The sequence below is a fragment of the Gordonia insulae genome (assembly GCF_003855095.1).
Taxonomy (GTDB): domain Bacteria; phylum Actinomycetota; class Actinomycetes; order Mycobacteriales; family Mycobacteriaceae; genus Gordonia; species Gordonia insulae.
Map to the genome: position 1 here is coordinate 2579481 of NZ_CP033972.1, position 23751 is coordinate 2603231.

At 65.9% G+C, this 23751-nt stretch carries 25 protein-coding genes and 1 pseudogene; 13 read left to right on the top strand and 13 right to left on the bottom strand.

All coding sequences use genetic code 11. The features are described from left to right. Window positions 1–143: 143 nt before the first annotated feature. Genes D7316_RS11695 through D7316_RS11720 form a run of 6 tightly spaced genes read right to left on the bottom strand, consistent with a single transcriptional unit; the run spans window position 144 to window position 5773 of the window. Window positions 144–461 carry a hypothetical protein gene (locus tag D7316_RS11695; protein ID WP_124708395.1) on the bottom strand — a complete coding sequence of 106 codons (318 nt, stop codon included), beginning with the start codon at window positions 459–461 and terminating at the stop codon, window positions 144–146. Then, a complete protein-coding gene (locus tag D7316_RS11700; protein WP_124708396.1) occupies window positions 427–852 on the bottom strand; it encodes a hypothetical protein in 426 nt (141 codons plus the stop codon). The genes D7316_RS11695 and D7316_RS11700 overlap by 35 nt, the downstream gene beginning before the upstream one ends. Beyond that, window positions 849–1559 carry an ABC transporter ATP-binding protein gene (locus tag D7316_RS11705; RefSeq protein WP_197718223.1) on the bottom strand — a complete coding sequence of 237 codons (711 nt, stop codon included), beginning with the start codon at window positions 1557–1559 and terminating at the stop codon, window positions 849–851. The genes D7316_RS11700 and D7316_RS11705 overlap by 4 nt, the downstream gene beginning before the upstream one ends. Then, window positions 1556–2275, bottom strand: coding sequence for an ABC transporter ATP-binding protein (locus D7316_RS11710; RefSeq protein ID WP_124708397.1), 720 nt, complete (start codon window positions 2273–2275; stop codon window positions 1556–1558). Before D7316_RS11710 ends, D7316_RS11705 begins: the two co-directional genes overlap by 4 nt. Then, complete coding sequence (locus tag D7316_RS11715) at window positions 2253–4391, bottom strand: branched-chain amino acid ABC transporter permease (protein WP_124708398.1); 2139 nt, start codon at window positions 4389–4391, stop codon at window positions 2253–2255. Before D7316_RS11715 ends, D7316_RS11710 begins: the two co-directional genes overlap by 23 nt. Next, complete coding sequence (locus D7316_RS11720; protein ID WP_124708399.1) at window positions 4391–5773, bottom strand: ABC transporter substrate-binding protein; 1383 nt, start codon at window positions 5771–5773, stop codon at window positions 4391–4393. Before D7316_RS11720 ends, D7316_RS11715 begins: the two co-directional genes overlap by 1 nt. 335 nt (window positions 5774–6108) lie before the next feature. On the opposite strand from D7316_RS11720, the gene D7316_RS11725 reads away from it, so the two are divergent. The 8 genes and pseudogenes from D7316_RS11725 to D7316_RS27725 form a co-directional block, all read left to right on the top strand. Further along, a complete protein-coding gene (locus tag D7316_RS11725; protein WP_124708400.1) occupies window positions 6109–6657 on the top strand; it encodes a carboxymuconolactone decarboxylase family protein in 549 nt (182 codons plus the stop codon). A 4-nt stretch (window positions 6658–6661) separates the two neighbouring features. Continuing rightward, window positions 6662–7933, top strand: a complete 1272-nt coding sequence (locus D7316_RS11730; RefSeq protein WP_124708401.1) for an aromatic ring-hydroxylating oxygenase subunit alpha — start codon at window positions 6662–6664, stop codon at window positions 7931–7933. Further along, a complete protein-coding gene (locus D7316_RS11735) occupies window positions 7914–8240 on the top strand; it encodes a hypothetical protein (RefSeq protein ID WP_124708402.1) in 327 nt (108 codons plus the stop codon). Before D7316_RS11730 ends, D7316_RS11735 begins: the two co-directional genes overlap by 20 nt. Continuing rightward, window positions 8240–9451 carry a metal-dependent hydrolase family protein gene (locus tag D7316_RS11740; RefSeq protein WP_124708403.1) on the top strand — a complete coding sequence of 404 codons (1212 nt, stop codon included), beginning with the start codon at window positions 8240–8242 and terminating at the stop codon, window positions 9449–9451. The genes D7316_RS11735 and D7316_RS11740 overlap by 1 nt, the downstream gene beginning before the upstream one ends. Continuing rightward, window positions 9438–9878, top strand: coding sequence for a nuclear transport factor 2 family protein (locus D7316_RS11745; protein ID WP_124708404.1), 441 nt, complete (start codon window positions 9438–9440; stop codon window positions 9876–9878). Before D7316_RS11740 ends, D7316_RS11745 begins: the two co-directional genes overlap by 14 nt. After that, window positions 9875–11005, top strand: coding sequence for an acyl-CoA dehydrogenase family protein (locus D7316_RS11750; RefSeq protein ID WP_124708405.1), 1131 nt, complete (start codon window positions 9875–9877; stop codon window positions 11003–11005). Before D7316_RS11745 ends, D7316_RS11750 begins: the two co-directional genes overlap by 4 nt. Further along, window positions 10998–11783 carry an acyl-CoA dehydrogenase family protein gene (locus D7316_RS11755; RefSeq protein ID WP_232017177.1) on the top strand — a complete coding sequence of 262 codons (786 nt, stop codon included), beginning with the start codon at window positions 10998–11000 and terminating at the stop codon, window positions 11781–11783. The genes D7316_RS11750 and D7316_RS11755 overlap by 8 nt, the downstream gene beginning before the upstream one ends. Window positions 11784–11835: 52 nt before the next feature. After that, a pseudogene (locus D7316_RS27725) lies at window positions 11836–11934 on the top strand (HNH endonuclease); the annotation flags it as partial. Between the two features lie 174 nt (window positions 11935–12108). On the opposite strand, the gene D7316_RS11765 reads toward D7316_RS27725, so the two are convergent. The 4 genes from D7316_RS11765 to D7316_RS11780 form a co-directional block, all read right to left on the bottom strand. Then, a complete protein-coding gene (locus D7316_RS11765; protein WP_124708406.1) occupies window positions 12109–12615 on the bottom strand; it encodes a hypothetical protein in 507 nt (168 codons plus the stop codon). 205 nt (window positions 12616–12820) lie between these two features. Next, the gene (locus D7316_RS11770) at window positions 12821–13603 is read right to left on the bottom strand and encodes an enoyl-CoA hydratase (protein ID WP_124708407.1); all 783 of its coding nucleotides are present in this window, start codon (window positions 13601–13603) and stop codon (window positions 12821–12823) included. Between the two features lie 24 nt (window positions 13604–13627). Continuing rightward, complete coding sequence (locus D7316_RS11775; protein WP_124708408.1) at window positions 13628–14803, bottom strand: acyl-CoA dehydrogenase family protein; 1176 nt, start codon at window positions 14801–14803, stop codon at window positions 13628–13630. After that, a complete protein-coding gene (locus tag D7316_RS11780) occupies window positions 14787–15788 on the bottom strand; it encodes an acyl-CoA dehydrogenase family protein (RefSeq protein WP_124708409.1) in 1002 nt (333 codons plus the stop codon). The genes D7316_RS11775 and D7316_RS11780 overlap by 17 nt, the downstream gene beginning before the upstream one ends. A 193-nt stretch (window positions 15789–15981) precedes the next feature. Here D7316_RS11780 and D7316_RS11785 point away from each other — a divergent pair, with 193 nt between their 5' ends. Genes D7316_RS11785 through D7316_RS11795 form a run of 3 tightly spaced genes read left to right on the top strand, consistent with a single transcriptional unit; the run spans window position 15982 to window position 18627 of the window. Next, complete coding sequence (locus D7316_RS11785) at window positions 15982–16638, top strand: TetR/AcrR family transcriptional regulator (RefSeq protein ID WP_124708410.1); 657 nt, start codon at window positions 15982–15984, stop codon at window positions 16636–16638. 49 nt (window positions 16639–16687) lie between these two features. After that, complete coding sequence (locus tag D7316_RS11790; RefSeq protein WP_124708411.1) at window positions 16688–17557, top strand: acyl-CoA thioesterase; 870 nt, start codon at window positions 16688–16690, stop codon at window positions 17555–17557. Further along, a complete protein-coding gene (locus D7316_RS11795) occupies window positions 17554–18627 on the top strand; it encodes an NAD(P)H-dependent amine dehydrogenase family protein (protein WP_232016876.1) in 1074 nt (357 codons plus the stop codon). The genes D7316_RS11790 and D7316_RS11795 overlap by 4 nt, the downstream gene beginning before the upstream one ends. A gap of 30 nt (window positions 18628–18657) precedes the next feature. Here D7316_RS11795 and meaB read toward each other — a convergent pair whose 3' ends face one another. From meaB to D7316_RS11810, 3 genes are read right to left on the bottom strand one after another with little or no spacing between them, the layout of a single operon-like run. Beyond that, entirely contained in the window at window positions 18658–19551 is an 894-nt protein-coding gene (gene meaB, locus D7316_RS11800; protein ID WP_124708412.1) for a methylmalonyl Co-A mutase-associated GTPase MeaB, read from the bottom strand. Next, a complete protein-coding gene (locus tag D7316_RS11805; protein WP_124708413.1) occupies window positions 19544–20683 on the bottom strand; it encodes a thiolase family protein in 1140 nt (379 codons plus the stop codon). Before D7316_RS11805 ends, meaB begins: the two co-directional genes overlap by 8 nt. Beyond that, the gene (locus D7316_RS11810; protein ID WP_124708414.1) at window positions 20676–22148 is read right to left on the bottom strand and encodes a class I adenylate-forming enzyme family protein; all 1473 of its coding nucleotides are present in this window, start codon (window positions 22146–22148) and stop codon (window positions 20676–20678) included. The genes D7316_RS11805 and D7316_RS11810 overlap by 8 nt, the downstream gene beginning before the upstream one ends. 53 nt (window positions 22149–22201) lie before the next feature. Between D7316_RS11810 and D7316_RS11820 the strand changes: the two genes are divergently transcribed. Both D7316_RS11820 and D7316_RS11825 read left to right on the top strand, forming a co-directional pair. Beyond that, window positions 22202–22963 carry an SDR family NAD(P)-dependent oxidoreductase gene (locus D7316_RS11820; protein WP_124708416.1) on the top strand — a complete coding sequence of 254 codons (762 nt, stop codon included), beginning with the start codon at window positions 22202–22204 and terminating at the stop codon, window positions 22961–22963. A gap of 2 nt (window positions 22964–22965) precedes the next feature. Beyond that, the gene (locus D7316_RS11825; RefSeq protein WP_124708417.1) at window positions 22966–23709 is read left to right on the top strand and encodes an SDR family NAD(P)-dependent oxidoreductase; all 744 of its coding nucleotides are present in this window, start codon (window positions 22966–22968) and stop codon (window positions 23707–23709) included. The last annotated feature ends 42 nt before the right edge of the window (window positions 23710–23751 follow it).

Consider the following 23751-nt stretch of genomic DNA (forward strand, 5'->3'; position numbering starts at 1 on the left):
TGCGCACGCACGATCGCACCGACCCACCGCTGATCGAGTAGCCACCGAGCGCCCTGGCGCGAGGCGGCGTATCGAGATCACCCTCAGGCACCTCGATCCTCGATCCTCGATCGTCGGAAGAGTGTCGGTGCGATCGCCACCGGTCAATCCGATGCCGGGAGCGCTTTCGCGGATTTGAGGGTCATCTCCGCACCGTCATATTCGAGTGGCCCCGAACCTGCAGCGCTGCAGAGCAGTTCCATCGTCTCCGCGGCGTCGACGTAACGCTTGCCGATCAGCACCCCGGGGCTCGAGCCGTCCTTCGGGGGCTGGGTCACCGACTTGACGGGCTGCAGTACGGTACCACCGCAAGTGATCTCGGCTGTGGCGTCAGGCGGTGCCGTGACGACCACCACCTTCGTGGTGCACGTTGCACACGCCAGCTGCTCACCCGCGCGCAACTGCGGCATTTTTGTGGTCATCGTGGATGGTCTCCTTCACTCGCGGCGACTGGTCGTTCGTCACACTGCGTCCGTTGACGACTCGATCTCCGAACTCGTTCAGATCAAAGGTCTGGCGCGCCAACCAGAACCGCAGAAAGTTGGTCAGCGAGTACCGCAGGAACACCGCCGAGCCGACCACCGCGAGCGCGACTCCGGTCAACGCGATGGTGAGCGCATCCCGCTGCACCAGCGGGTTCGACGTGTTGTGCGACATCAGATATGCGAGCACGCCGAGTGCGACTCCGACGGCCATCGCGGCGACTCCGGCGCGAATCCAGAGCTGCGATCTCGCGGCTGCGGGATCCGGGATCTTCAGGCTGTCGAGTTCCCGGGTGAATCGTTCGGCCCGGTCATCCGGTGCAGCAGTCATGAGGCACTCCCTAGGTAGAGGTTGGCGAGTTCATTGCGTAGTTCTCGGCCGGGTGGGCCGTCGTATTCGATTCGTCCGCGGACGAGGACGGCCGCGTGATCGGCCATGTCGAGGACCGCCGAGGCGAACTGCTCGACGACGAGGACCGCGACGCCTTCCCGGGCGATCTGGGCGACCTGCTCGTACAGTCTCTCCACCACGAGCGGGGCGAGGCCCATCGACAGTTCGTCGAGCAGCAGGACGGCCGGGTCCGTCGTGAGACCGCGCGACAGCGCGAGCATCTGTTGTTCGCCCCCCGACATGGTTCCCGCGGTCTGTGATGCGCGTTGTTCCAGGATCGGGAAACGCGCGAAGGCCATCTCCTCGATCTCCTCACGCGACCGTCCGGTGAAGGTCATCATCCAGAGATTCTCGCGCACAGTGAGATTCGGGAACACCCCCCGGCCTTCGGGGATCAGGCAGACTCCCGCCCGTGCCGCATCACGCGAGGAGATCCCGGTGACGTCACGACCCCCGTAGAGAACCTCGCCCGAATCGACCTGATGCACGCCGGCGGCAATCTTCTGCGTCGTGGTCTTGCCGGCCCCGTTGGGACCGAGCAGTGCGACCACCTGGCCCGCGCGCACGGTGAGGTCGACGCCGTGCAGGGCGGTGATCCCGCCGTAGCCGGCGCGGATGTCGCGTAACTCCAGGAGCGGCGGGATCATGAAGCTGTTCCCAGGTAGGCGTCGAGCACCGCGGCGTTCTTTCGGACGACCTCCGGCGGACCCGATGTGATGAGCGAACCGAGATCGAGCACATGGACCTCGTCGCAGACGCCCATCACGAGTTCCATGTCGTGCTCCACCAACAGGACCGCCACGTCATCCGTCTCGACGACCGTCCGCAGAATCCGCGCGAACCGCTCGGTCTCCTCGGCATCCTGACCGGCAGCGGGTTCGTCGAGCAGGATCAGATCGGGCTCGGTGGCGAGGGCGCGAGCGACCTCCACGAGCCGCCCCACCCCGGTCGGCAGCGAATCCGCCAATCGGTCCGCGTACGACCCGAGCCCGGCGCGGTCGATCACCTCGTCCACCAGCGTCGCCGCGGATCCACCTGTGCGCCGTAGTTCCGCGGCGACCAGCAGATTGTCGCGAACACTCAACCGGCCGAACAACTCCAGACCTTGAAAAGTCCGCGCCATACCGCGCTGCGCCCGCTGCGCCGGACCGAGCCGGGTGATGTCCTCGCCGTCGAGGGTGACCCGGCCGGAGCCGGGTCGTCGAAGCCCGCAGATGACGTCGAACAATGTGCTCTTGCCCGCGCCATTGGGCCCGATCAGTCCGGTGATGTGGCCACGCTCGGCAACCAGGTTCACCGAGTCCAATGCGCGGTGCGCACCGAAACTGACCGACACATTGCTAACTTCGAGCAGTGAGTGCACGATCCAACTCCTTGTCGTCTTCGGGCTGCCATGGACGTGTGATCCCCCACCACTCGACGGGGATCTCCTGCGGTGCGACCGCGGCGGCGGCTTCTTCGGCCCGACGGCGCCGATTCGCCCACAGCGGGACCAGAATCGCCGCGACGACCATCGCGAGGAAGAACACGTAGCCGTTGATGACGTCGGTGAGCCGAAGCACCCACGCGACCAGCGTCCACCCGACCAGGCCTGCCATCACGATCGGATCCGCGAAGGCCGCATCCCACTGCTTTCGCAGCTCCGCGATACCGCCCTCCTTGACCGCCTTGGCGCCGAAGGCGATTCCGGCGATGGCCGGGATCGCCTGGGACACCTCACGCAACGCGGGCCACAGGACACCGATTGCGTTGAGGGGCCCGGCCAGCGCTGCACCCGTGAAGAGGCCGTTGCCGACCGCACCGAGGCCGGCCAGCACCGCGACGAGGAAGATGGGCAGCCCGGAGATGAAGTTGAACTGGTCGCCGGTCACCGACTGAAGCTGCATTCCGTAGAGCGCACCACCCAGACCGGCTATGGCGGAACTCAATCCGAACACGAGAAGCTTGCTGACGAGGATGTTGCCGCCGAGAGTCGCGTAGGCGGCTTCGCTGTCTCGCAGGGCGATCAGCTTTCGGCCGAACCGTCCACGCCGCAGCCAGGCGATGCCGACTGTGACCAGCGCCAGTGCCACGGCGGCGAACACCGTGGTGCGTTGTGGTGTGTCGATCGCGAAACCGAACAACGACGGGCCGGTCAGCTCCACCGAGCCCTGATCGAAGAGGGAGATCCGCACACCCCACACATCGAAGGACGGCAGCGTGAAGATCCATCGATCGAAGATCACCGCGATCGCGGCGGTGCCGAGGGCGAGATAGACGCCCGACAACCGCAGGGCGGGCAACGCGATGGCGGCTCCCGCGATACCGCTGATCACCATGGCCGCCAGAATCGCCCACCACTGTCCGTCGGCACCGAAGCGTGCGCAGATGATCGCCCCGATCCCCGCGAGCGTGATCTGGCACAACGAGATCTGACCGGCGTACCCCGCAAGCGGGACATACGAGATGGCGATGACACCGATCGCGAAGATCTGGCCATAGGTGATCAGATCGCTCTCGCTCAGCACGGTCGCGAGGATCAACCCGAACCAGACGATCACCCCGGCGAGAAAGATCGTGCCCCGCCGGGATGGGAGTGGCACCGGGCTGAGTTGACGGTCGCGACCGCGCAGCCGGCCATGCGGGAACAGCAGCAGCGCAAGGAGAAGCAGGATCGCCGGTGCAGCAAGTCGGATGCCCGGCAGGTAGTCGTTCTGCGGGAGGTACCCGGTCAGGTAGCTCTCCATGCAGCCGACCACCACCGCACCGAGGAAGGTGAGCGGCAAACTCTTCAGTCGGCCGAAGATCGCCGCTGCGTAGGCACTGACGATGACCAACGACAGCGACATGGCGTCCAGTGCGACCGTCGGGGCGATGAGCACACCACCGATCGCCGCCAGCTCGATACCCAGCACCCACGCGATCCTGTTGGAGCGCACCGGATCCGCTCCGGTGATACCGACCAGCGCACGATCATCGACCGTGGCACGCATCTCGGTCCCGGTGCGGGTCCGGAACAGCAGAACACGGAGTCCGAGCGCCACCAGGATGGCGACGATCATGGTGAGTGCCTGATGCCAGGTGATGGTTGCGCCGAACAGATGGAACGGCTCCCGGTCGGCGAAGAACGCCGGCAGGGTCCGGGGATCGTTCGGATCCCAGATCCAGCGGGCGATGGCGATCAGACCGCTGAGGAGAGCGACGGTCATCACCAGCTTCTCCGCCTCGCCGAGGGCCTGCGCCGGACGCATGGCCATCTCGACGAGCAACCCGAACAGCGGCGTGAGCACACCCAGGACCACCACGAGCGACAGCCAGACCGGCCAACCCCAACCGACGCTGCACTGCCAGTACATGAACGCGGCCATCATGCCGCTCGCGCCGTGCGCGAAGTTGAAGACTCCGGTCGTGGTGTACGTGACCACCAGCCCGCCGCTGATCACTGCATACACAGCGGCGGTGCTGAGGCCGACGATGCCGAAGGCGAGGAACTGATCCATTACTTGACGTCGCTCGCGCTCTTACCCACGTCGGACAACGTCATGCCGCTGCCGAAGTCGCCGACGGTCTTCTTGACCGGGATGTTGCATCGGTACGGCCCCTGATCCGGGTCGAAATCGGCTGCCTCCCAACCGCTGGGAGTCGCCTGCTCCACGTTGAAGCACGGCGATGGAGCCGCACCCGGCGCAAGATTCTGGGCGGCCTGCAACCCACCACCGGTCCACGCGGACTCCTTGGTCGCCGCATCCAGCAAGCAGGACCGGGTCAGGTTGTCGCCACAGCTCGCCGCGGACTTGGCGAACAGCAACCACGACGAGAAGGCGCGGACGGACGGAGCGGTGAGTGTGGCGTCCGGCGCATACTTCGCGTACAACTCCTTGAGCTGCGCCATGACCGGTTCCGTGCTCTCCAGCGGCAGGATGCCACTGAGGTCGACCAGGTTGTTCTGGGTTCCGGCAGCCGAACCGAGCAACTTGAGGAAGGGTTCGCCGTACGCGTTGTTGTTGGGATCGATCCAGTCGAGCTTGTAGTTCATCCCGCTGAGCACGTTCTCCAGCTTCGCGAGCTGGTCGAACGAACCGTAGAAGATCAGGCCCTTGACGCCCTTGTTCTTGATCGACTGCGCGTAGGGGGTCCAATCGGAGACGCCCGCGGCGGGGTACTTGTCGTTGTAGACGAAGGTGCCGCCGGCGGCTTCGACGGACTCGACCTGCATGTCGCCGAGAACCTTCGCCACCGGCGAGTCCCCGAGAATGATCCCGACGGAGCCTGCGGACTGGGGATAAGCGTCCTTGAGCAGCCATTCGCGGAACTGGTAGTACGGCATGTACCCGAGCTTCTGGGCCGGCGCCGCCTGGACCATCAGGTCCGATCCCAACTCGGCGGCCTGGGACGTCTGCGCGGGGAAGTTCGGCAGCAGGCAGTTCAGACGCTCCTTCGTCCCGAGACCGTCCAGCGCCGCACCGCCGCCGACGAGGGCGAAGTCCTGTTTGCATGCCGCAGACATCTGCTGCCGCACCGCCAGGAGCTTGCTGTCGCGCAGATTCGACGTGATCTTGCGTCCGTTGATTCCGCCGTTGTCGTTGCACCATGAGGTGAAAACCTTTGCGGCGTTCTCGAACTCGGCGTTCTTGGTGAAGCCGACGTCCGAGAAGGTGCCGATCTGAATCCCGTCATCGGTGACGCCCTGCGAGGTCGCACCCTTGGCGGATCCGTCCTGGCACACGTCTTTCAGGTCGCCGAACGAGCTCGAGACGCTCGACGACGAACCGCCGCCGTCGCCGCCGCCGCTCTCCTCGGTCGTCTCACCGCTACGGCCGCTACATCCTGCGACCAGCGCGGCGGTTATCGCCACCACTGCCAGGATTCGTTGTGGTCTCACCAGATTCTCCTCATCGACATCTCCGGGCCGGGACCCCTGACGGGGTGCGAGAGTGTCTCACCAAGGCTGTGCGACCAGTCCCCCGCAGCCAGCTTTGGCATCCTTGCTCTCAACTAAGGAAACTAGCTTCTCATTTGGGAAGAATCAATATATCCGAGCGATCTGCGTCACATTTGCCGTCGATCCCCCCTTGTCAGGCCTGAGCACCGGGCGACCAGCAGCAGGCATTCGGCGTCGCGGATCGTGCGCGTTTCGTCGAATCGATTGACCGCACGAACGACTTGTGGAAACCTAGTACTCGCAATTGAGAATCATATTCTCGGAAGGAGGGCTCGATGCGGCTGTCACCACTTCCCGCGGATCAGTGGGACGACGCGGTGAACGCCGCGCTGGCCGGGATGCTGCCGAGGCAACGGCGCAACCCGCAGGGCGCGGGTAATGCGCTGGCGACGATGGTCCGAAACCCGGAGCTGACCCGGACGTTCCTGCCGTTCAACGCCCATCTGCTGTTCGGCTCGACACTGCCCGCCCGCCTTCGCGAGCTGGCGGTCCTGCGCGTCGCGGCGCTGTGCAAGTGTCCGTACGAGGTCGAACACCACACCGGAATGGGTCTGGCCGCCGGACTGACGCTCGAGGAGATCGCGGACGCCCAGGAGGGTGTCGCCCACGATGATCTCGACCGCCTGGTCCTCGCGGCCGCGACCGAACTCGACCGCGAATCGACCCTCTCCGATTCCACCTGGTCCGCACTCGCCGAGCACCTCGACGAGCGACAGCTCATCGACCTGGTGTTCACCGTCGGCACCTACGCGACGCTGGCCATGGCCTTCAACACGTTCGGCATCGAGCCGGATCGCGAACTCCAGCCTGAATACGAAAGGTAAACCGTTGGCACACTTCAAGAAACCAGAAGCGGGAAGTTGGACCGAACACTTCTCCACCCTCGGCACCGAGCCCGTCGACTACACGGACTCGATCGACCCCGAGTTCTACGAGGCCGAGCGCGAGGCGATCTTCAAGAAGACCTGGCTGCACGTGGGCCGGATCGAACGCCTGCCCAAGAAGGGCAGCTACTTCACCCGCGAGCTCCCGGTGGTCAACACTTCGCTCATCATCGTGAAGGGCAAGGACGAGGTCGTTCGTGCGTTTCACAACGTGTGCCGGCACCGCGGGAACAAGCTCGTGTGGGACGACTTCCCCAACGAGGAGACCTCGGGGACCTGCCGGCAGTTCACGTGCAAGTACCACGCCTGGCGCTACGACCTCACCGGCGACCTCAGCTACGTCCAGCAGGAGGGTGAGTTCTTCGACCTCGACAAGAATCAATACGGCCTCAAGTCGGTTCGTTGTGAGGTCTGGGAAGGCTTCGTCTTCATCAATCTCGATCCGGATGCGGAGTCGCTCGAGGACTACCTGGGCGAGTACGGCAAGGGCATCAAGGGGTATCCGTTCCACGAGATGACCGAGGTCTACAGCTATCGCGCGGAGATCGGCAGCAACTGGAAGTTGTTCATCGACGCATTCGCCGAGTTCTATCACGCGCCCGTGCTGCACCAGAAGCAGGCCGTGAAGGACGAGGCCGACAAGCTGATGAAGGTGGGCTTCGAGGCGCTGCACTACGACCTGCAGAGTCCGCACTCGATGATCTCCTCGTGGGGCGGGATGGCGCCGCCCAAGGACCTCAGCATGGTCAAGCCGATCGAACGCATTCTGCGCTCGGGGTTGTTCGGACCGTGGGACCGCCCCGACATCGAAGGCCTGGAACCGTTGCCGCCGGCGATCAATCCCGCGGGTGCCGTGCCGTGGGGCGTGGACGAATTCGAGTTCTTCCCCAACATGTCACTGCTCTTCTGGGCCCCCGGCTGGGTCATCACCTATCAGTACTGGCCCACGGCCGTGAACAAGCACATCTTCGAGGCCAACCTCTACTTCGTGCCGCCGAAGACCGTCCGCGAGCGCCTTGCCCAGGAACTCGCCGCCGTCACATTCAAGGAGTACGCGCTCCAGGATGCGAACACACTCGAGGCGACGCAGAAGATGCTCGAGACCCGCACCGTCACCGATTTCCCGCTCTGCGACCAGGAGATCCTCCTGCGTCACCTGCACAAGATGGCCGTCGACCACGTCAAGGAGTACCAAGATGCCAAAGCTGCCAGCTGAATTCGCCGACCTGGAGAAGTTCTCCGACTGGTGTCTGCCCACCGAGGCCGAGCGCTACGCCAAGCGCCTCGACTCGACGATGGCGCAGATGCAGGAACTCTACGACGCGACGATGCCCCGCCTCGAGGACGCGTGTGCCTTCGGGGACAAGTTCCCGCTCGACGACCTGCCCGAGGATGTGCGCTCACTGATCCACCTCATGCAGTCGCTGGTGATGGTCTCGTTCCCGGTCGAGGTCTGGAAGCAACCCCGCGTCCCGGACAGCGGCGCAGCGTGGGCCGAGCTCTACGTCGAACCCGTGGTCTGATGGTCACTCTGAAAGCGGCCGGTCTCGTCGACGTCGACACGGGTGAGCTGATCACCCCGGGCATCATCCGTGTCGACGGCGATCGGATCGTCGGGATCGGAGGTGAACCGGAGGGCGAGGTCATCGATCTCGGCGACCAGATCCTCCTGCCCGGTCTGATGGACATGGAGGTCAACCTGTTGATGGGCGGTCGCGGCGAGCGGCCCGTCTACTCCACCGTGCAGGATGATCCGCCGACCCGCATGCTGCGTGCGGTGGGCAACGCCCGCCGTACGCTGCGCGCCGGCTTCACCACGGTCCGCAACCTGGGCTTGTTCGTGAAGACCGGCGGCTACCTGCTCGACGTCGCTCTCGGCCGCGCCATCGACGCCGGGTGGATCGACGGACCCCGAATCGTGCCCGCAGGCCATGCCATCACACCCACCGGCGGACATCTCGACCCGACGATGTTCGCCGCTTTCGCGCCCAACATCATGGAGCTCACCCTCGAGGAGGGCATCGCGAACGGTGTCGACGAAGTCCGCAAGGCGGTGCGCTACCAGATCAAGCACGGCGCACAGCTGATCAAGGTGTGCGTCTCCGGTGGCGTCATGTCACTCACCGGAGAACCTGGTGCACAGCACTATTCGTTTGACGAACTCTGCGCGATCGTCGACGAGGCACACCGGCGGGGACTACGGGTGGCCTCCCACACGCATGGTGCCGAGGCGGTCAAACAGGCGGTGCAGGCCGGCATCGACTGCATCGAGCACGGCTTCCTGATGGACGACGAGGCCATCGAGATGCTCGTCGCGAACAAGACCTTCCTGGTGCCGACCACGCGACTCGCGGACGCGATGGATGTGTCGAAATCTCCGCCGGAACTCCAGGCGAAGGCCGCCGAGATGTTCCCGAAGGCGCGCATCTCGGTCAAGAAGGCCTACGACGCGGGGGTGAAGATCGCGGTCGGGACCGACGCCCCGGCGATCCCGCACGGCAAGAACGCCGACGAGCTCGTCGCTCTGGTCGAGCGGGGCATGAGCGAGGCGGCCGTGCTGCGCGCGGCCACCGCGACCGCAGCGGAGCTCATCAATGTCGACGATCGGGGACGTCTGGCGGAAGGACTGATCGCCGACATCATCGCGGTCCCCGGAAACCCCTTGTCGGACATCACGGTCACGCAGGATGTCCGCTTCGTGATGAAAGGCGGCAAGGTCTTTGTCCACAAATGACACGACCAGAAACGACGACCTGCTCGAGATCGAGCAGCTGCTCGCCAAGTATGCGGTGACGATGACGAAGGGCGACACCGACGGTGTGGTCTCCGTGTTCACCGCGGACGGCACGTACAGCGCGTTCGGCGAGGTCTACTCCCTCGACGACTTCCCCCGGCTCGTCGCAGCGGCACCCAAGGGACTCTTCCTGACCGGGACCGCCCTCATCGACCTCGACGGGGACGACAGGAACGCCGCGACGGGCACGCAACCCCTGTGCTTCATCGATCACACGCAGCAGGACATGCGCATCGGCTACTACAACGACACCTACCTCCGGACCGAGGCCGGTTGGCGACTGCGCACGCGGGCGATGACGTTCATCCGCCGCAACGGCGAGCACAATTCCGGCCGCCCCCACGCGATCTCCTTCTCCGGGGAATGACCACCAGGGAGATCGGCACCGCCGGACCGGGCACGGCCGAGTTCCGGACGGCGGTCCGAGCATGGCTCGACACGCATGACCTGTCGCCCGGCGACGATCACTCGTTCGACGCGCAAGTGGCACAGCTGTCCCGGGTCCGGCGCGCCCTGTTCGATGCCGACTGGATGCGGTACGGCTGGCCGACCGAGGTCGGTGGACTGGGCGGCGCGGCGGTGCTCCGAGCCGTGCTCGGCGAAGAGGTCGCCACGCGCAACCTGGCCGAGCCGGGTATCTATTCGATGATCGAGGTCCTGGCGCCGACCGTGATCTCCTATGCGCGGCCTGAATTGGCCGCCGACATGGTGCCCCGACTGCTCAACGGCGACGAGCAATGGTGCCAGGGCTTCTCCGAACCCGGGTCCGGAAGTGATCTCGCGTCGCTGAGCACACGTGCGGAGCCGCACACCGGCGACACCTGGATCATCAACGGCCAGAAGGTGTGGACCAGCCTGGCCCAGTTCGCCGCTCGCTGCGTGCTCCTGACGCGCACCGGACCCGGCCACGAGGGCATTACCGCGTTCTTCGTGGACATGGACACCCCCGGCATCACCGTCCGGCCGCTGCGCACGATGCACGGTGTCGACGAGTTCGCCGAGGTGTGGTTCGACGACGTCGTGGTGCCCGCCGACCGGATGCTGGGCCGCCCGGGCGACGGCTGGCGGGTCGCCATGGATCTGCTGCCGCATGAGCGGTCGACGTGCTTCTGGCATCGCATCGCCTACCTGTTCTCCATCCTCGACGACCTTGTGCAGCACTCGGATCCCGCCGACGATCTCGACCTCGGGGCGGCCTATCTGGCCGCGCACACGGTGCGCAGCCGTTCCTTCGCCACCCAGCAACGTCTGGGCGCGGGCGGTCGCCTCGGCCCGGAGACGTCGATCGACAAGGTCCTGCTGGCAACCGCGGAGCAGCAGCTGTTCGACACGTGCCGCGACCTGCGCCCTGGCGCGATCGAGTGGACCGAACCGGTGCTCCGATCCGAATATCTGTACTCGCGTGCGGCGACGATCTACGGCGGAACAGCCGAGATCCAGCGCAACATCATCGCGCGCCGGCTTCTCGATCTGGGAAAGGGTGACAGTGGATAGGGCCGAACAGGATCTTCTCTCGGCGAGCCTGCGCAAGGTCATGTCGTCGGACTCCGGTCCCGGACTGGACAAAGCACTGGACGAACTCGGCTGGTCGGAGATGCTGACCGACCTTCCGGAGATCGCGATACCGCTGGTGTTCCGATTGCTCGGCGAAACCGGTTCGCACAGTTCGATCCTCAACGACGTGATCGTGGACGATCTCGGCGCGGAGCCGGGAGCTGTTGTGCCTCTGCCCTTTGTGGGAGATCGATGGGTGGCGTGGATGCGCGACGACGTCGAGGGCCACGACTCCATCGACCCGGACCTGCCGTTGCGCGACGTGGGGCGAGGCGACGACATCCCGGTCCTGCGCGCACGTCTCGCGCTCGGCTGGTGGCTCGTCGGGTCCAGCCGGGCCATGCTCGATCTCGCCCGCACCCACGCGCTGGATCGCATGCAGTTCGGGCGCCCCATAGCCGCGTTCCAGGCTGTACGTCATCGGCTCGCCGAGACGCTCGTCGCCATCGAAGGCGCGGAAGCCACGCTCACCACCGCCGAGGGCGATCTCGGTGGCATGCTCGCGAAAGCGGCGGCCGGCCGCGCGGCAATCATCACCTCCCGGCATGTCCAGCAGGTGCTCGGCGGAATCGGATTCACCGCCGAGCACTCGTTCCACCGTCACGCCCGTCGCGTGATCATGCTCGATGCGCTCCTGGGCAGTAGCAGAGAGTTGACCCGCGAGCTCGGGACGATGATCCGCACGACGCAACAGGTGCCGCGGCTCGTGGAGCTCTAGAGAGATCTCGCAGAGAAGAGTCCGTTCCCGGCTGGGGCCGGGCATTCGCCTACGGCACGCCTGGCTCATCCCACCCACCGAGGTCGATCCGCAGAGGACTCCACTACCCGCCTACAACCGACGCACCCTGCACCTCGACACCGCCGCCTGAGGTCTCGATACACCTCCTCACTCCGTTCGTCGGCACTCGACCAGCGGACCAAGGAAGTAGACGCGTTCGTCGGCACTCGACCAGCGGACCAAGGAAGTAGATCCACAGCGCGAGAGCCGACGCCGGGCACACTTCGGGCCGGCCTCGAATCGAGGCCGGCCCGAAGGTGATAGGTCAGGCGCAGACCGGGATCTGCTCGGCACCACCCTGCACGGCCATCAACGCGCAGAAGGTGTCGTCGGCGACCTTCCAGGTGCCGTCGACCTTGACCGCTTGCCCGGACTGATCCGGCAGCGCCGGGTTGCCGGCCATCAGCAGGTCGTAGGACACGTCCGCATGCGTATCGTCCACAAGCGTCACCGACTTGACATTCACAGTGGTCTGCATCGACTGCGGGTTCTGCGTCAGACCCTGCAGGACCGGGGTGAAGGCTGCCCCGCTCTCGATCAGCGCAGCACGCTGGTCCGGCGGCGTCTGGCCGTTGAAGAAGACCGTGTACGCGTCGGTGATCTCCTTGGTGACGGCCGCATCGGCAGTGGCCGGCGCGCTCGACGCCGCGGCCGAACTCGTCGCGCTCGGGGCCGAATCATCCGATTCGGAGCTGCATCCCGCCGCAATGCCGACGATCATGACCACGCCCGCACACATGGCGAGGGCTCGCCCGGTGAGTGTTCTGCGCATGGTGGTGTCCTTTCTTGTGGGGACCCGGGATCGAGCCGCCCAACGGTTCACGAAGGGATCGACGGCAACCAGCGCCGGCGACCGAGTATGATAATCACATTCTCATGCTAGAGAATACGGTAATCACCTGCGCTTTTCGTCGAATTCACCGAATCCCTTCCGTGAACACCGTTGTTCTGTACCGGAATTGATCAGCGGCTGCGGATCACCCGATGCGCGCCTTCATCTCGTCGAGATGAGCCAGTATCGGGAAGCCGTTCACACTCAACGCGTTTCCGTGTCCGGTTTGGTGAATGTCGAATACCGACTGTATGGCCGCGTAGAATCCCTGTATGTCGAGGGTCTGATTGACCGCCCGCTTTGCCTGCCGTAATGCGAAGGGCGGCATGGCCGCAATCGTCCGTGCCATCTCCGCGGTACGCGTATCGAGTTCGTCGCGCGGCACCACGAGATTCACCATGCCGGTCTTCTCCGCCTCCTCGGCAGTCACCGGGCGACCGGTGAAGAGGATCTCTTTTGCCTTACGGGGGCCGAGTTCCCATGTGTGGCCGTGGTACTCGACCCCACCTATCCCCATCATCACCACCGGGTCGGAGAACTTCGCATCCTCGGCGGCGATGATCAGATCGCAGGGCCAGCACAACAACAGACCGCCCGCGATGCATCGGCCCTGGACTGCGGCGATGCTCGGCTTCGGGATGTTCCGCCAACGCAGGCTGTAGTCGAGATATCGCCGGGCCTCACCGCCGTAGACCATCTCGAGTGTGATCTTGTCCGGCCGCGGCCCGCCACCGGAGAGATCGTGGCCTGCCGAGAAATGTTTCCCCTCGCCCCGCAGCACGATCACCGACACGTCCGGATCATCTGCGGCCCTTGTCCATGCGGCGTCGAGTTCGTCGAGAAGCTCCGCGTTCTGCGCGTTCGCGACCTCCGGACGATTCAGTGTGATCGTCGCGATCTTGTCCTTCGCCTCATACAGGATGTTCATCGTCGCCCTTCGTCGATACCGCACTCAGCGTCGGGGTAACCCGAGCACTCGTTCCGCGATGACATTGCGCTGGATCTCCGACGTACCGCCGGCGATGGTGTAGCCGAAGCTGCGCGCGTACCTTTCGAACCAACTCGCGTACAGCATCTCGAGATCCATGTGGTTGTAGGACGCGGTGAGCCCGGGGTGGGCGAGTCCACCCTCCCCCGCTGCGGCAAGCGCGTGTTCGGTCGCGTTCTGAACGGCTTCCGATCCGAGGAGCTTGAGGACGGACAGCGCCGGCACGTCCTGCTCACCGCGGGCCGCCCGGCCCAGCGCCTGCGTGCCGAGTAGCCGGAGCGCATGCGAGTTCATCACCAGGGTGGCGTATCGATCACGATCCAGCACGGTCTCCGGACGATAGTCCCGCAACAGATCCTCGAGTCGCTCGGCAAAGCTCAGCCACAGCAGGTTTCGTTCGTGCCCAAGCGATCCGTTGGCCACGGACCAGCCACCGTTCAACTCGCCGACCAGGTTGGCCGCCGGCACGCGGACATCTTCGAAGAAGACCTCGTTGAAGTCGAGATCCGTCGGCGAGGAGATCGCGCCGAACGGACGGCGTGTGACGCCCGGAAGATCGGTGGGGATGAGGATCGCACTGATCCCCTTGTGCTTCGGGACATCCGGATCAGTGCGCACGAACGTCAGGATCACGTCTGCGTCATGCGCCCCCGAGGTCCAGACCTTCTGTCCGTTCACCACGAACTCGTCGCCGTCCAGACGTGCCTTCGTCCGCAGGGAGGCGAGGTCCGACCCGGCGCCCGGTTCACTCATCCCGAGAGACGCGGTGATCTCGGCTCGGAGGATCCGTACGGCCCAGTCACGCTTCTGTTCCGGCGTACCGAAGGTGAGCAGCGAGGCCGCGATGATGCCGAGCCCCTGGGGGTTGTAGCTGTGATAGATGCGTCGCCGCGACAGTTCGACCAGATGTACGTACTGCTGCAGGATGCCGGCGTTGCGCCCCCCGAACTCCGGCGGGTTGCCCGGTTGCAGCCACCCGTTGTCGAACTGGACGCGCTGCCACTCCCGTGCCCAGTCAGGGATGTCCGAGCTGGACCTGGTGCGCTGAGCTGCCTGGGCCTCCGTCGGCAGATGCTCATCGAGAAACGCGACGAACTCTGCCCGGAACTCCTCGACGTCGATGTCAAAGTTGGGTTGCACGGTACTCCTCGGTGATCAGCGCGCGGTGTTCGTCGGAACCTCCGAGCATCAGCTCTCCTGCCTTGGCACGCTTGAGCGCGAACTGCAGATCGTTCTCCCACGTGTAACCCATGGCCCCGAACAGTTGATAGCCGTTGCGGAACACCAGGGATTGGCATTCGCCTGCAGAGGCTTTCGCCATCGACGCCGCGAGACGCATGTCCGGACTTCCGGTCGCGATCGTGAGCGCGCTGTAGAACGCGAGGGCGCGAGCCCGCTCGATCGCGACATGCATGTCGGCCGCCTTGTGCTTGACGGCTTGAAAACTCCCGATCGCGACGCCGAACTGCTGGCGGTTGGTGACATGCTCGAGTGCCAGGTCGAGAATGCGCTGGCACGCGCCGACCATCGTGATCGCCATGCCCATGAGCGCGGTTGCCCGTGCGCGGGCGAGGTCGGGTTGCGGATTCCGGCGCGAATCCGCAACGCGGACCGACGGAAACGTCACGTCGGCCACATGCAACAGCGGGTCGAATGACTGCACCGGTGTGGTGATGACACCATCGGTCGCCACGACGAACACCCCGGCCGGGGTCACCACGGCGAACTGGTCGGCGCGATCGCCGTCGAGAACAGTCCGACAGGTGCCCGAGAGCAGCCATCCCTCGTCATCGAGGTGCGCCGTGATCCCGCTCAGAACGGCGGCGCCCGGCCGGCCCGGATCCGCGAGGCTGCCCGCGAGGGGGGCGAACTGCGTCACGGTGGCCAGGAACGGCGTGGGATCCGTCGCAGTCCCCATCGCCTCCAGCGCGATCGCGAGTTCGACGGCCTCCGCGGGCTCGACCAGCTCTGTCCAGCCCTGCTCGATATATGTGGTCCAGAGCGAAGACGGATCGACCCCGTGGTCCACCACCTGCCGGATCCATGCCGGCGAGCATTCCTTCGCCAGCAGTTCCCGCACGGTCTTGCCCCAGAGCCGCTGGTCGGAATCGAACTCAACGAGCACGGACACTCTCCTCTCGACGACGCGCGCTCCAGCCACCGACACTGGAGCGAAACGAAACTATCCTCATCCGAGAATAGCGTTCTCCGCAATCGAATGGAACACTTTCAACAAACAGAGTGCCCTTCGCCGCCACGACCGGTTCACTCAGCTAAACTCGCTCCATGCATGTGCAACTCGGCGGAGAATCAGCGCGATGACGAGCGCAAACGAAGAGCCCGCATGGAAGCAGCGCGCGGTGGAGCGGTCGATCAAGACCGCGAAACTCCGTGCGGAACAGCGAGTGCAGCGGTTCCTGGATGCCGCCCAGGCGATCATCACCGAGAAGGGCACAACCGAGTTCACGGTCCAGGAGGTCGTCGAACGGTCGAAACAGTCCCTGCGCAGTTTCTATCTCCAGTTCGACGGTAAACACGAACTGCTGCTCGCCCTGTTCGAGGACGCGCTGAGCAAGTCCGCCGATCAGATCCGGGCGGCCGCTGCCACCGAGACCGACCCGATCGCACGGGTCCGGATCGCCGTGACCCTGCTCTTCGAACTGTCGCGGCCGGACCCGAATGCCAAGCGGCCGTTGTTCAGTGACTTCGCACCCCAGCTACTGCTGACCCATCCGACCGAGGTCCGGGTCGCCCACGCACCACTCGTGGCACTGCTGTCGGAGTTCCTCGAAGAGGCCGGCGCCGCCGACGAACTGCGCGAGGGACTGCATCCGCGCCGCGTGGCGGCAATGGTGATGCAGACCGTCATGTTCATCGCGCAGTCCAGCGGCGCGACCGATGATCCCGATAATCACCCCATCACCGCAGATGAGGTCTGGGAGTTCTGCGCGCAGGGATTCAGCCGACAGACCTGAGCCCGAGAATCATATTCTCATTTGCGTAATCTGCGATTACACTGCCGACATGGCAACCGACTGGCGCGAACTCATCTCCGTTCTCGAACTGCGTGATTGCGCACCGATCGGCGTCGCCGCCGGGGGTGGTCCGTCGACGAACCGATCGGCAAGCGCTGCCACCTCGTCGGCGACGAGTTGCTACCGAGGCTCCAATCTGTCGTTGCCCTACCGCCGCCTGTTCGGCGGTCAGCTCCTCGCGCAGTTCGTGGCGGCAGCCGGTGTGGCCAGTCCGGAGAAGACCGTCCGCTCGATCCACGCCAACTTCCTGCGCGAAGGCCTGGTGGACGAGGACGTGTCATATGAGGTCGACCACCGACATCGTGGGCGATCCTTCGACACCCTCCAGATCAGCGCCACCCAGACCGACCGTCTGATCGCCGTCGCAACGGTCGCGATGCACGTCCCGGACGACGGACCCGACTTCCAGACCATCGACCCGATCCCCGCGCTACCCGATGCGGACAGCGAGATCACCGTCAGCCTGTTGCCGTGGGAGGTCCGCTCTCTCGACGACCTGAACGATCCGGCCGCTGCGCCGCCCCACCACGAGATGTGGATGCGCACTCCGTCCGCCGACGATCCAAGTGCCTATCCGTGCGTCGCCGCGTACGCCACCGACCTCACCGTGATCGGCACCGCCCTGCGGCCGTTGGACGGATTCAGCCAAGGCGGCAACGGGACCGCGTTCCACTCCGCGGTGACGTCGCACACGATGTGGTTCCACCGTCCGCTCAGGACGGACGACTGGCTCATGATCCGCCAGGACAGCCCGATCATCGCGAGCGGACGCTGTTACGGGCGCGGCGACATCATCACCGAAAGTGGCTCGCTGGTGGCCTCTTTCGCGCAGGAAGCCGTCGTCCGGATGCCGTCGTGACCGCCTCGGCCCCGGCACCCGCGACGACCGCTGTGGCCCCTGCTCGCCATCGATGCGTCCAGTGGGCGACCGGCAACATCGGTGCACGGTCGCTGCGCGGGATCATCGAGCATCCCCACCTCGACCTCGTCGGTGTCTACGTCACCACACCGGCGAAGCGCGGAATCGATGCCGGCGACCTGTGCGGACTGCCACCGATCGGTCTGACCGCGACCGACAGCGTCGACGATGTCATCGCACTGGCACCGGACTGCGTTCTGTACATGCCCGCCGCGCTGGACGTCGACGACGTGGTGCGGCTGCTCACCGCGGGGATCGACGTCGTCACCACCCGTGGCGAGTTCCATCGGCCGGCGAGCATGGACGTCGACCTCCGGGGCCGCATCGAACGCGCGTGTGCGGTCGGGGGCACTTCGATCCACTCGACCGGCAGCAGTCCCGGCTTCATCACCGAGGCTGTTCCGTTGGTCCTCAGCTCGCTCCAGCGACGGATCGATCAGATCTCGATCGACGAGTTCGCCGATCTCTCGCAGCGCGATTCCCCGGATCTGCTGTTCGGCATCATGGGCTTCGGCGGCGCGGAGCGGGCGTTCGAGGACTACCGCCTGGAGCATCTGCGCGGCAGCTTCGGCCCGTCCCTCGAGTTGTTGGCCGAATCCATCGGTATCCCATTGGATTCGGTGGAGGTGCAGGGCGAGGTCGGGCTGACGACCCGTGAGGTGTCCATCGCCGCGGGCTCTCTGGCCGCCGGCACGGTCGGAGCCCAGCGGATCACGGTCTCCGGCATCACCGCCGGGCGAGAGCTCGTGAGATTCCGCGCAAACTGGTACTGCACCACCGACACCGAGCCGAGCTGGGACCTGCTCGCCACCGGCTGGCGGGTCGTCGTCGACGGTGATGCACCCCTGTCCGTCGACATCAACATGCCGATCGATCCGAGCCGGATGGCCGAGACCACACCCGGTTACACCGCCAATCGGGCGGTGAACGCGGTACGCCATGTCTGCGCGGCAACTCCCGGTATCCGCACCTCATTCGACCTCCCGCAGATCGTCGCCGATCTCGCCTGAGCTCGCCGACGGATATCCGGAAGGCCCTTCCTAGACAGGCGCGATGAGCTTCTCGGCAGCGGTATAGGGGTCCATGCCGCCCTGCACCACGGCGTCGACGAGGTCCGCCAATGCCGGGTGGGTACGCAGCCGGGACATCGCCAGGGACAGGATCTGACCGCGCAACCGTGCGGCGCGGCGCGCGGCATCATCGTCACGACGATGTCCCTCGATCGCCTCGATCAGCGCGCTCACGCCCTCACCCCGCGAGGCGATGAGAGTCAGCACCGGCACCGACGACTCCATGCGCAGGTCACGCACCGTCTGGTCGGCACCCTCCCGGTCGGCCTTGTTCACCACCAACAGATCCGCGACCTCGAGCAGTCCGGCCTTGGCCGCCTGAACCGCATCGCCTGCACCGGGATTGAGAATGACGACCGTCGGATCGGCGACGGCGGACACCTCGATCTCCGACTGTCCGACGCCGACTGTCTCGACCAGCACGATGTCGTAGTCCAGGGCCTCGAGCAGCCTGATCGCGGCAGGTACGGCCGACGCGAGTCCACCGAGGTGTCCTCGCGTCGCCATCGATCGGATCAGCACATCACGATCATCGATGTGTTGCGTCATCCGAATACGATCGCCGAGCAGCGCGCCACCGCTGTACGGCGAGGTCGGATCCACCGCGAGAACGGCCACCCGTTTCCCGGCGGCCCGATATGCGGCGACGAGCGCGGTGATCGTGGTGGACTTGCCGGCGCCCGGTGGACCGGTGATCCCGATCGCCGAGATCTCCCCCGCCGCAGGCCCGATCGCCTCCAGCACGACGTCCCGCGCGTCGCCCTCGACGTGGGTGAGCAATCGCCCGGCTGCTCGTGCCGAGCCGCTGCGCGCGGCCGCGAGCAGGTCGTCGATGCCCTCCCTGGCGGAGCGTTCCTCAGCCATGGACCTCGACGACCGTGGCCGACCCGATGCCGCCTCCGGCGCACATCGAGGCGACACCGATACCGCCACCCCGCCGGCGCAGTTCGTAGACGAGGGTCGTGAGCATCCGGGCCCCGCTGGCCGCCACCGGATGACCCAGCGAACACCCGCTGCCGCTGACGTTGACCCGGTCCGGATCGATGTCGAGGAGCTTCACACAGGCCACGCAGTTGGCCGCGAATGCCTCGTTGATCTCGAACAGGTCGACGTCGGACAGCGAGAGCCCGGCACGCTTCAGCGCTTTCGGGATCGCCGTCACGGGTGACAGTCCGGTCCGCGCCGGGTCGACACCCACGGAGGCCCACGAGCGCACCGTGGCCAATGCCGGCAACCCCAGCTCGTCGCTGGCGATCGCGAGTACGGCGGCCGCATCGTTGGCCCCGCTCGCGTTGCCCGCGGTGATCGAGAATCCCTCGATCTCCGGATGCAGCGGCTTGAGCGACGCCAGCTTCTCCATGCTGGTCCCCCGGCGCGGGTGTTCGTCGACGGAGAACAGTCCGTGCACCGTCTTGATCGGCACCACCTCCTCGTCGAATCGACCGGCGTCGATCGCTGCGATCGCGTTGCGATGCGAACGCAGAGCCCACTCATCCATCTCGGTCCGCGAGATCCCCGCCGCAACAGCCGAATTCCAACCCACCGTGATCGACATGTCCTTGTTGGGCGCGTCCGGCTGATTCGGGTGTGTCGGCGACATCCACGGCTCGATCCACTCCTCGCCGACCCGGAACTTCGACTTGGGCGAGGTGGAGGCCGAGTTCACGCCACCGGCGAGGATCAAGGTGTCCATCCCGGCCCGAATACTCCCGGCGGCCGTCTGCACCGCCGCGAGACCGGCCGCGCAATGCCGATTGACGGCCAGGCCGGGCACGTCGATCAGGCCGGCCGTGATGGCCGCATGGCGGGCGATCACGCCACCGCCGTACAGTCCTTCACCCAGGATCACGTCGTCGACCGGCGCAGAGCCGAGGTCTGCGACCACGGCGGCGACGGCATGCTCGGCGAGATCGAACGCATCGGTATCACGCAGCGTTCCCTTGAACGCGGTTCCGATCGGCGTCCGGCGAGCGGAAACGATGACGGCTTCAGGCATGGTTCTTCTCCAGTTCGAGGTTCTGCTCAGCGTTTGCCAGATCATTCAGTAGGTTGCGGCGCAACAGTTTTCCGGTCTCGGTGCGAGGGAGATCGCCGACGAAGACTATCGAGTCGGGCGTCTTGGAGGACCGGAGGCGATCACGGACCCATGCTCTGATCTCCTCCGCATCGCCCTCGCCGACGACAACCGCGACGAGGCGTTGACCCCACTCCGGATCAGGAACACCGACAACGGCCACCTCCGCCACCGCGGGATGTTCGATCAGCACGTCCTCGATCTCGGCCGGGGCGATGTTCTCACCACCCCGGATGATGGTGTCGTCGGCGCGGCCCTCGATGTACAGGTAGCCGTCGACGTCGAGCCGACCGAGATCGCGTGTGGGAAACCAACCGTCACCGTCGAGCACGCTTCGGGTGCCGTATTCGCCGGAGATCTGGTCTCCGCGGACGAATACCAGACCTTCGACCCCCGCCGGCAGCGCGGCGCCGAACTCGTCCCGGATGACGACCTCGATCCCCGGAAGGGGACGTCCGACGGATCCGAGCCGACCCCGGATCGCGGGGTCATCGGATTCGATTGCCTGACGGTGATCCTCTGGCGCGAGCACGGCGATCGAGGATGCCGTCTCGGTCAACCCGTAGGCATTCACGAAGTCCGTGCCCGGCAGTGCCCGGAGCGCGCCCTCGATGACCGGCCGCGGCGTCCGCGCGCCACCATAGGCCAGGTTCGTGAGCGACGGGAGGCCCGTGCCGTCGGCCCCCAACGCCTCGATGACCCGGGCGAGCATCGTCGGGACCAGCATCGCATGCGTGACCGATTCCCTGCGGACCGTGTCGATCCACTGTGCCGCATCGAATCCCGTCGCGTAGACGATCCGCCTGCCGGTATAGAGGTTGGACATCAGATTGGTCAGCCCAGCGATGTGGTAGGGCGGCACCGCCACGAGCGCGGCGTTGTCGACCGCCGCCGAGTTGAACTCGAGGGTGTTGAAGACGTACGCGAGCAGGTGACGTTGGCGGAGGACCGCGGCCTTGGGCTCCGACGTCGTGCCGCTGGTGTAGATCACCACGGCGACCGAGTCGGGATCGGTCAGATCCGCGGTGAGGTCGTCGGGCCCCGGATCCGGCAGATCGTCGAGCGCTGCCAACCAGCTGTCGAGGTCTCCGGAACGCAGCACCGTCGAACCGGGATGCTTGCCCTCGAGCGACGCCATCGCCGTGTCGCTGAGCCGATAGTTGAGGGGCACGAAGGGGATACCCGCGTAGGCCGCGCCGAACAGCGCCACCGGGTAGGCGAGGTGGTTGACGCCTTCATAGAGCACGGCAGGGCAGCCGGCGAACGAATGCGCTGCTCGCCGGGCCAGAACCGCGAGCTCCACCGCGGTCACGGAGCGGCCGCCGGAGGTGATGACCAATCTGTCATCGACTTCTGACGTCATTTCGAGGATCATGGTGATGTTCATGAGAACATTATTCTCTCAGAGAGAGAGTCTTAGTCGCAAGAAGGGAAATGCGAATGGATATCGCGGGCACTTCAGCAGTGGTGGTGGGCGGCGCCGGCGGCCTGGGCGAGGCCACGGTCCGTCGGCTCCACGGGGCCGGAGCACATGTGGTCGTGGCAGACCTCGCCGATGAGAAGGGCAAGGAGCTCGAGGCCGAGCTCGGGGTGCGGTATGTCCGCACCGACGCGACGTCGACCGACGACGTCAACGCCGCGATCGCCGAGGCGGAGGAGAAGGCGCCCCTGCGGATCTCCGTCGACACCCACGGTGGACCCGCGTCGGGTGGGCGGCTGGTCGGGAAGGACGGCAGCCCTTTGGATCTGGACGGCTTCCGGACCACGATCGAGGTCTACCTGACGGGTGTCTTCAACGTCATGCGGCTGTCGGCCGCAGCGATCGCGCGGCAGGAGGCCACCGATGCGGGCCGCGGCGTCATCGTCAACACCGCGTCGATCGCGGCCTACGAGGGGCAGATCGGACAGCTCCCGTATTCGGCCGCGAAGGGCGGCGTGGTCGGCATGACCCTGGTCGCCGCGCGCGACCTCTCGCCCTTGGGCATCCGGGTCGTCACCATCGCACCGGGAACGTTCAACACCCCTGCGTACGGCAAGCACGCCGACCAGCTCGAGGAGTACTGGGGCAAGCAGGTGCCCTGGCCCAAGCGGATGGGGCAGTCGCCCGAGTACGCCGCGCTGGTGGAGCACATCTGCCAGAACGACTACCTCAACGGCGAGATCATCCGTCTCGACGGCGCACTGCGCTTCCCCCCGAAGTGACGATGCTCGACGGCAAGGTCGCTTTCGTCGCCGGCGCCAGCCGGGGCATCGGGGCGGCCGTCGCCGCGGCACTGGCCTCGGCCGGTGCCGCGGTCGCGGTGGCCGCCCGCACGGAGTCGGCCGGCCGTGTACCCGGCACGATTCATGATGTCGCCGAGTCGATCACCGCGCAGGGCGGCACCGCACTGCCCGTCGCGTGCGACGTCACCGACGAACAGTCGGTGGCCGCCGCCTTCGACACGACGGTCGGTGAGCTCGGCGGAGTCGACATCGTGATCGCGAACGCCGGTGTGCTGTGGCTCGGGCCGGTCGAGTCCACCCCACTCCGACGCTGGCAGCTCTGCCTCGATGTGAATCTGACCGGGACGTTCCTGGTCACCAGGGCCGCGATCCCCCATCTGCGTGCGAGAGGCGGGGGATCCCTGATCGCGGTGACCACGAGCGGCGTGGGCATGATCGATCGTGGCGCCAACGCCTACTGGGTCTCCAAGGCGGCGGTCGAACGGCTCTATCTCGGTCTGGCGCACGACCTTCGCGATGACCACATCGCGGTCAACTGCTTGAGTCCGTCACGGGTTGTGCTCACCGAGGGCTGGCAGGCCGCCGGCGGGCAGGACATCCCGCCCGAGATGGTCGAGCCACCCGAGACCATGGGTCACGCGGCGGTGATCCTGGCCGCGCAGGATGCGGACGGCATCACCGGGACGGTGCAGCGGTCCGAGGAACTACTGGCTGCCCGCCTCTGACCCGGCGAACGTTCGGGCCGCACTTCCCTGTTCCGGCTTGCA

What these genes read in the sequence shown, in the direction of transcription:
- D7316_RS11810 (WP_124708414.1), bottom strand. Translation starts at nt 22,148, where the DNA reads ATGAACATCACCATGATCCTCGAAATGACGTCAGAAGTCGATGACAGA.
- D7316_RS11820 (WP_124708416.1), top strand. Translation starts at nt 22,202, where the DNA reads ATGGATATCGCGGGCACTTCAGCAGTGGTGGTGGGCGGCGCCGGCGGC.
- D7316_RS11695 (WP_124708395.1), bottom strand. Translation starts at nt 461, where the DNA reads ATGACCACAAAAATGCCGCAGTTGCGCGCGGGTGAGCAGCTGGCGTGT.
- D7316_RS11750 (WP_124708405.1), top strand. Translation starts at nt 9,875, where the DNA reads ATGACCACCAGGGAGATCGGCACCGCCGGACCGGGCACGGCCGAGTTC.
- D7316_RS11825 (WP_124708417.1), top strand. Translation starts at nt 22,966, where the DNA reads ATGCTCGACGGCAAGGTCGCTTTCGTCGCCGGCGCCAGCCGGGGCATC.
- D7316_RS11770 (WP_124708407.1), bottom strand. Translation starts at nt 13,603, where the DNA reads ATGAACATCCTGTATGAGGCGAAGGACAAGATCGCGACGATCACACTG.
- meaB (WP_124708412.1), bottom strand. Translation starts at nt 19,551, where the DNA reads ATGGCTGAGGAACGCTCCGCCAGGGAGGGCATCGACGACCTGCTCGCG.
- D7316_RS11700 (WP_124708396.1), bottom strand. Translation starts at nt 852, where the DNA reads ATGACTGCTGCACCGGATGACCGGGCCGAACGATTCACCCGGGAACTC.
- D7316_RS11790 (WP_124708411.1), top strand. Translation starts at nt 16,688, where the DNA reads ATGGCAACCGACTGGCGCGAACTCATCTCCGTTCTCGAACTGCGTGAT.
- D7316_RS11705 (WP_197718223.1), bottom strand. Translation starts at nt 1,559, where the DNA reads ATGATCCCGCCGCTCCTGGAGTTACGCGACATCCGCGCCGGCTACGGC.
- D7316_RS11715 (WP_124708398.1), bottom strand. Translation starts at nt 4,391, where the DNA reads ATGGATCAGTTCCTCGCCTTCGGCATCGTCGGCCTCAGCACCGCCGCT.
- D7316_RS11785 (WP_124708410.1), top strand. Translation starts at nt 15,982, where the DNA reads ATGACGAGCGCAAACGAAGAGCCCGCATGGAAGCAGCGCGCGGTGGAG.
- D7316_RS11740 (WP_124708403.1), top strand. Translation starts at nt 8,240, where the DNA reads ATGGTCACTCTGAAAGCGGCCGGTCTCGTCGACGTCGACACGGGTGAG.
- D7316_RS11765 (WP_124708406.1), bottom strand. Translation starts at nt 12,615, where the DNA reads ATGCGCAGAACACTCACCGGGCGAGCCCTCGCCATGTGTGCGGGCGTG.
- D7316_RS11725 (WP_124708400.1), top strand. Translation starts at nt 6,109, where the DNA reads ATGCGGCTGTCACCACTTCCCGCGGATCAGTGGGACGACGCGGTGAAC.
- D7316_RS11805 (WP_124708413.1), bottom strand. Translation starts at nt 20,683, where the DNA reads ATGCCTGAAGCCGTCATCGTTTCCGCTCGCCGGACGCCGATCGGAACC.
- D7316_RS11735 (WP_124708402.1), top strand. Translation starts at nt 7,914, where the DNA reads ATGCCAAAGCTGCCAGCTGAATTCGCCGACCTGGAGAAGTTCTCCGAC.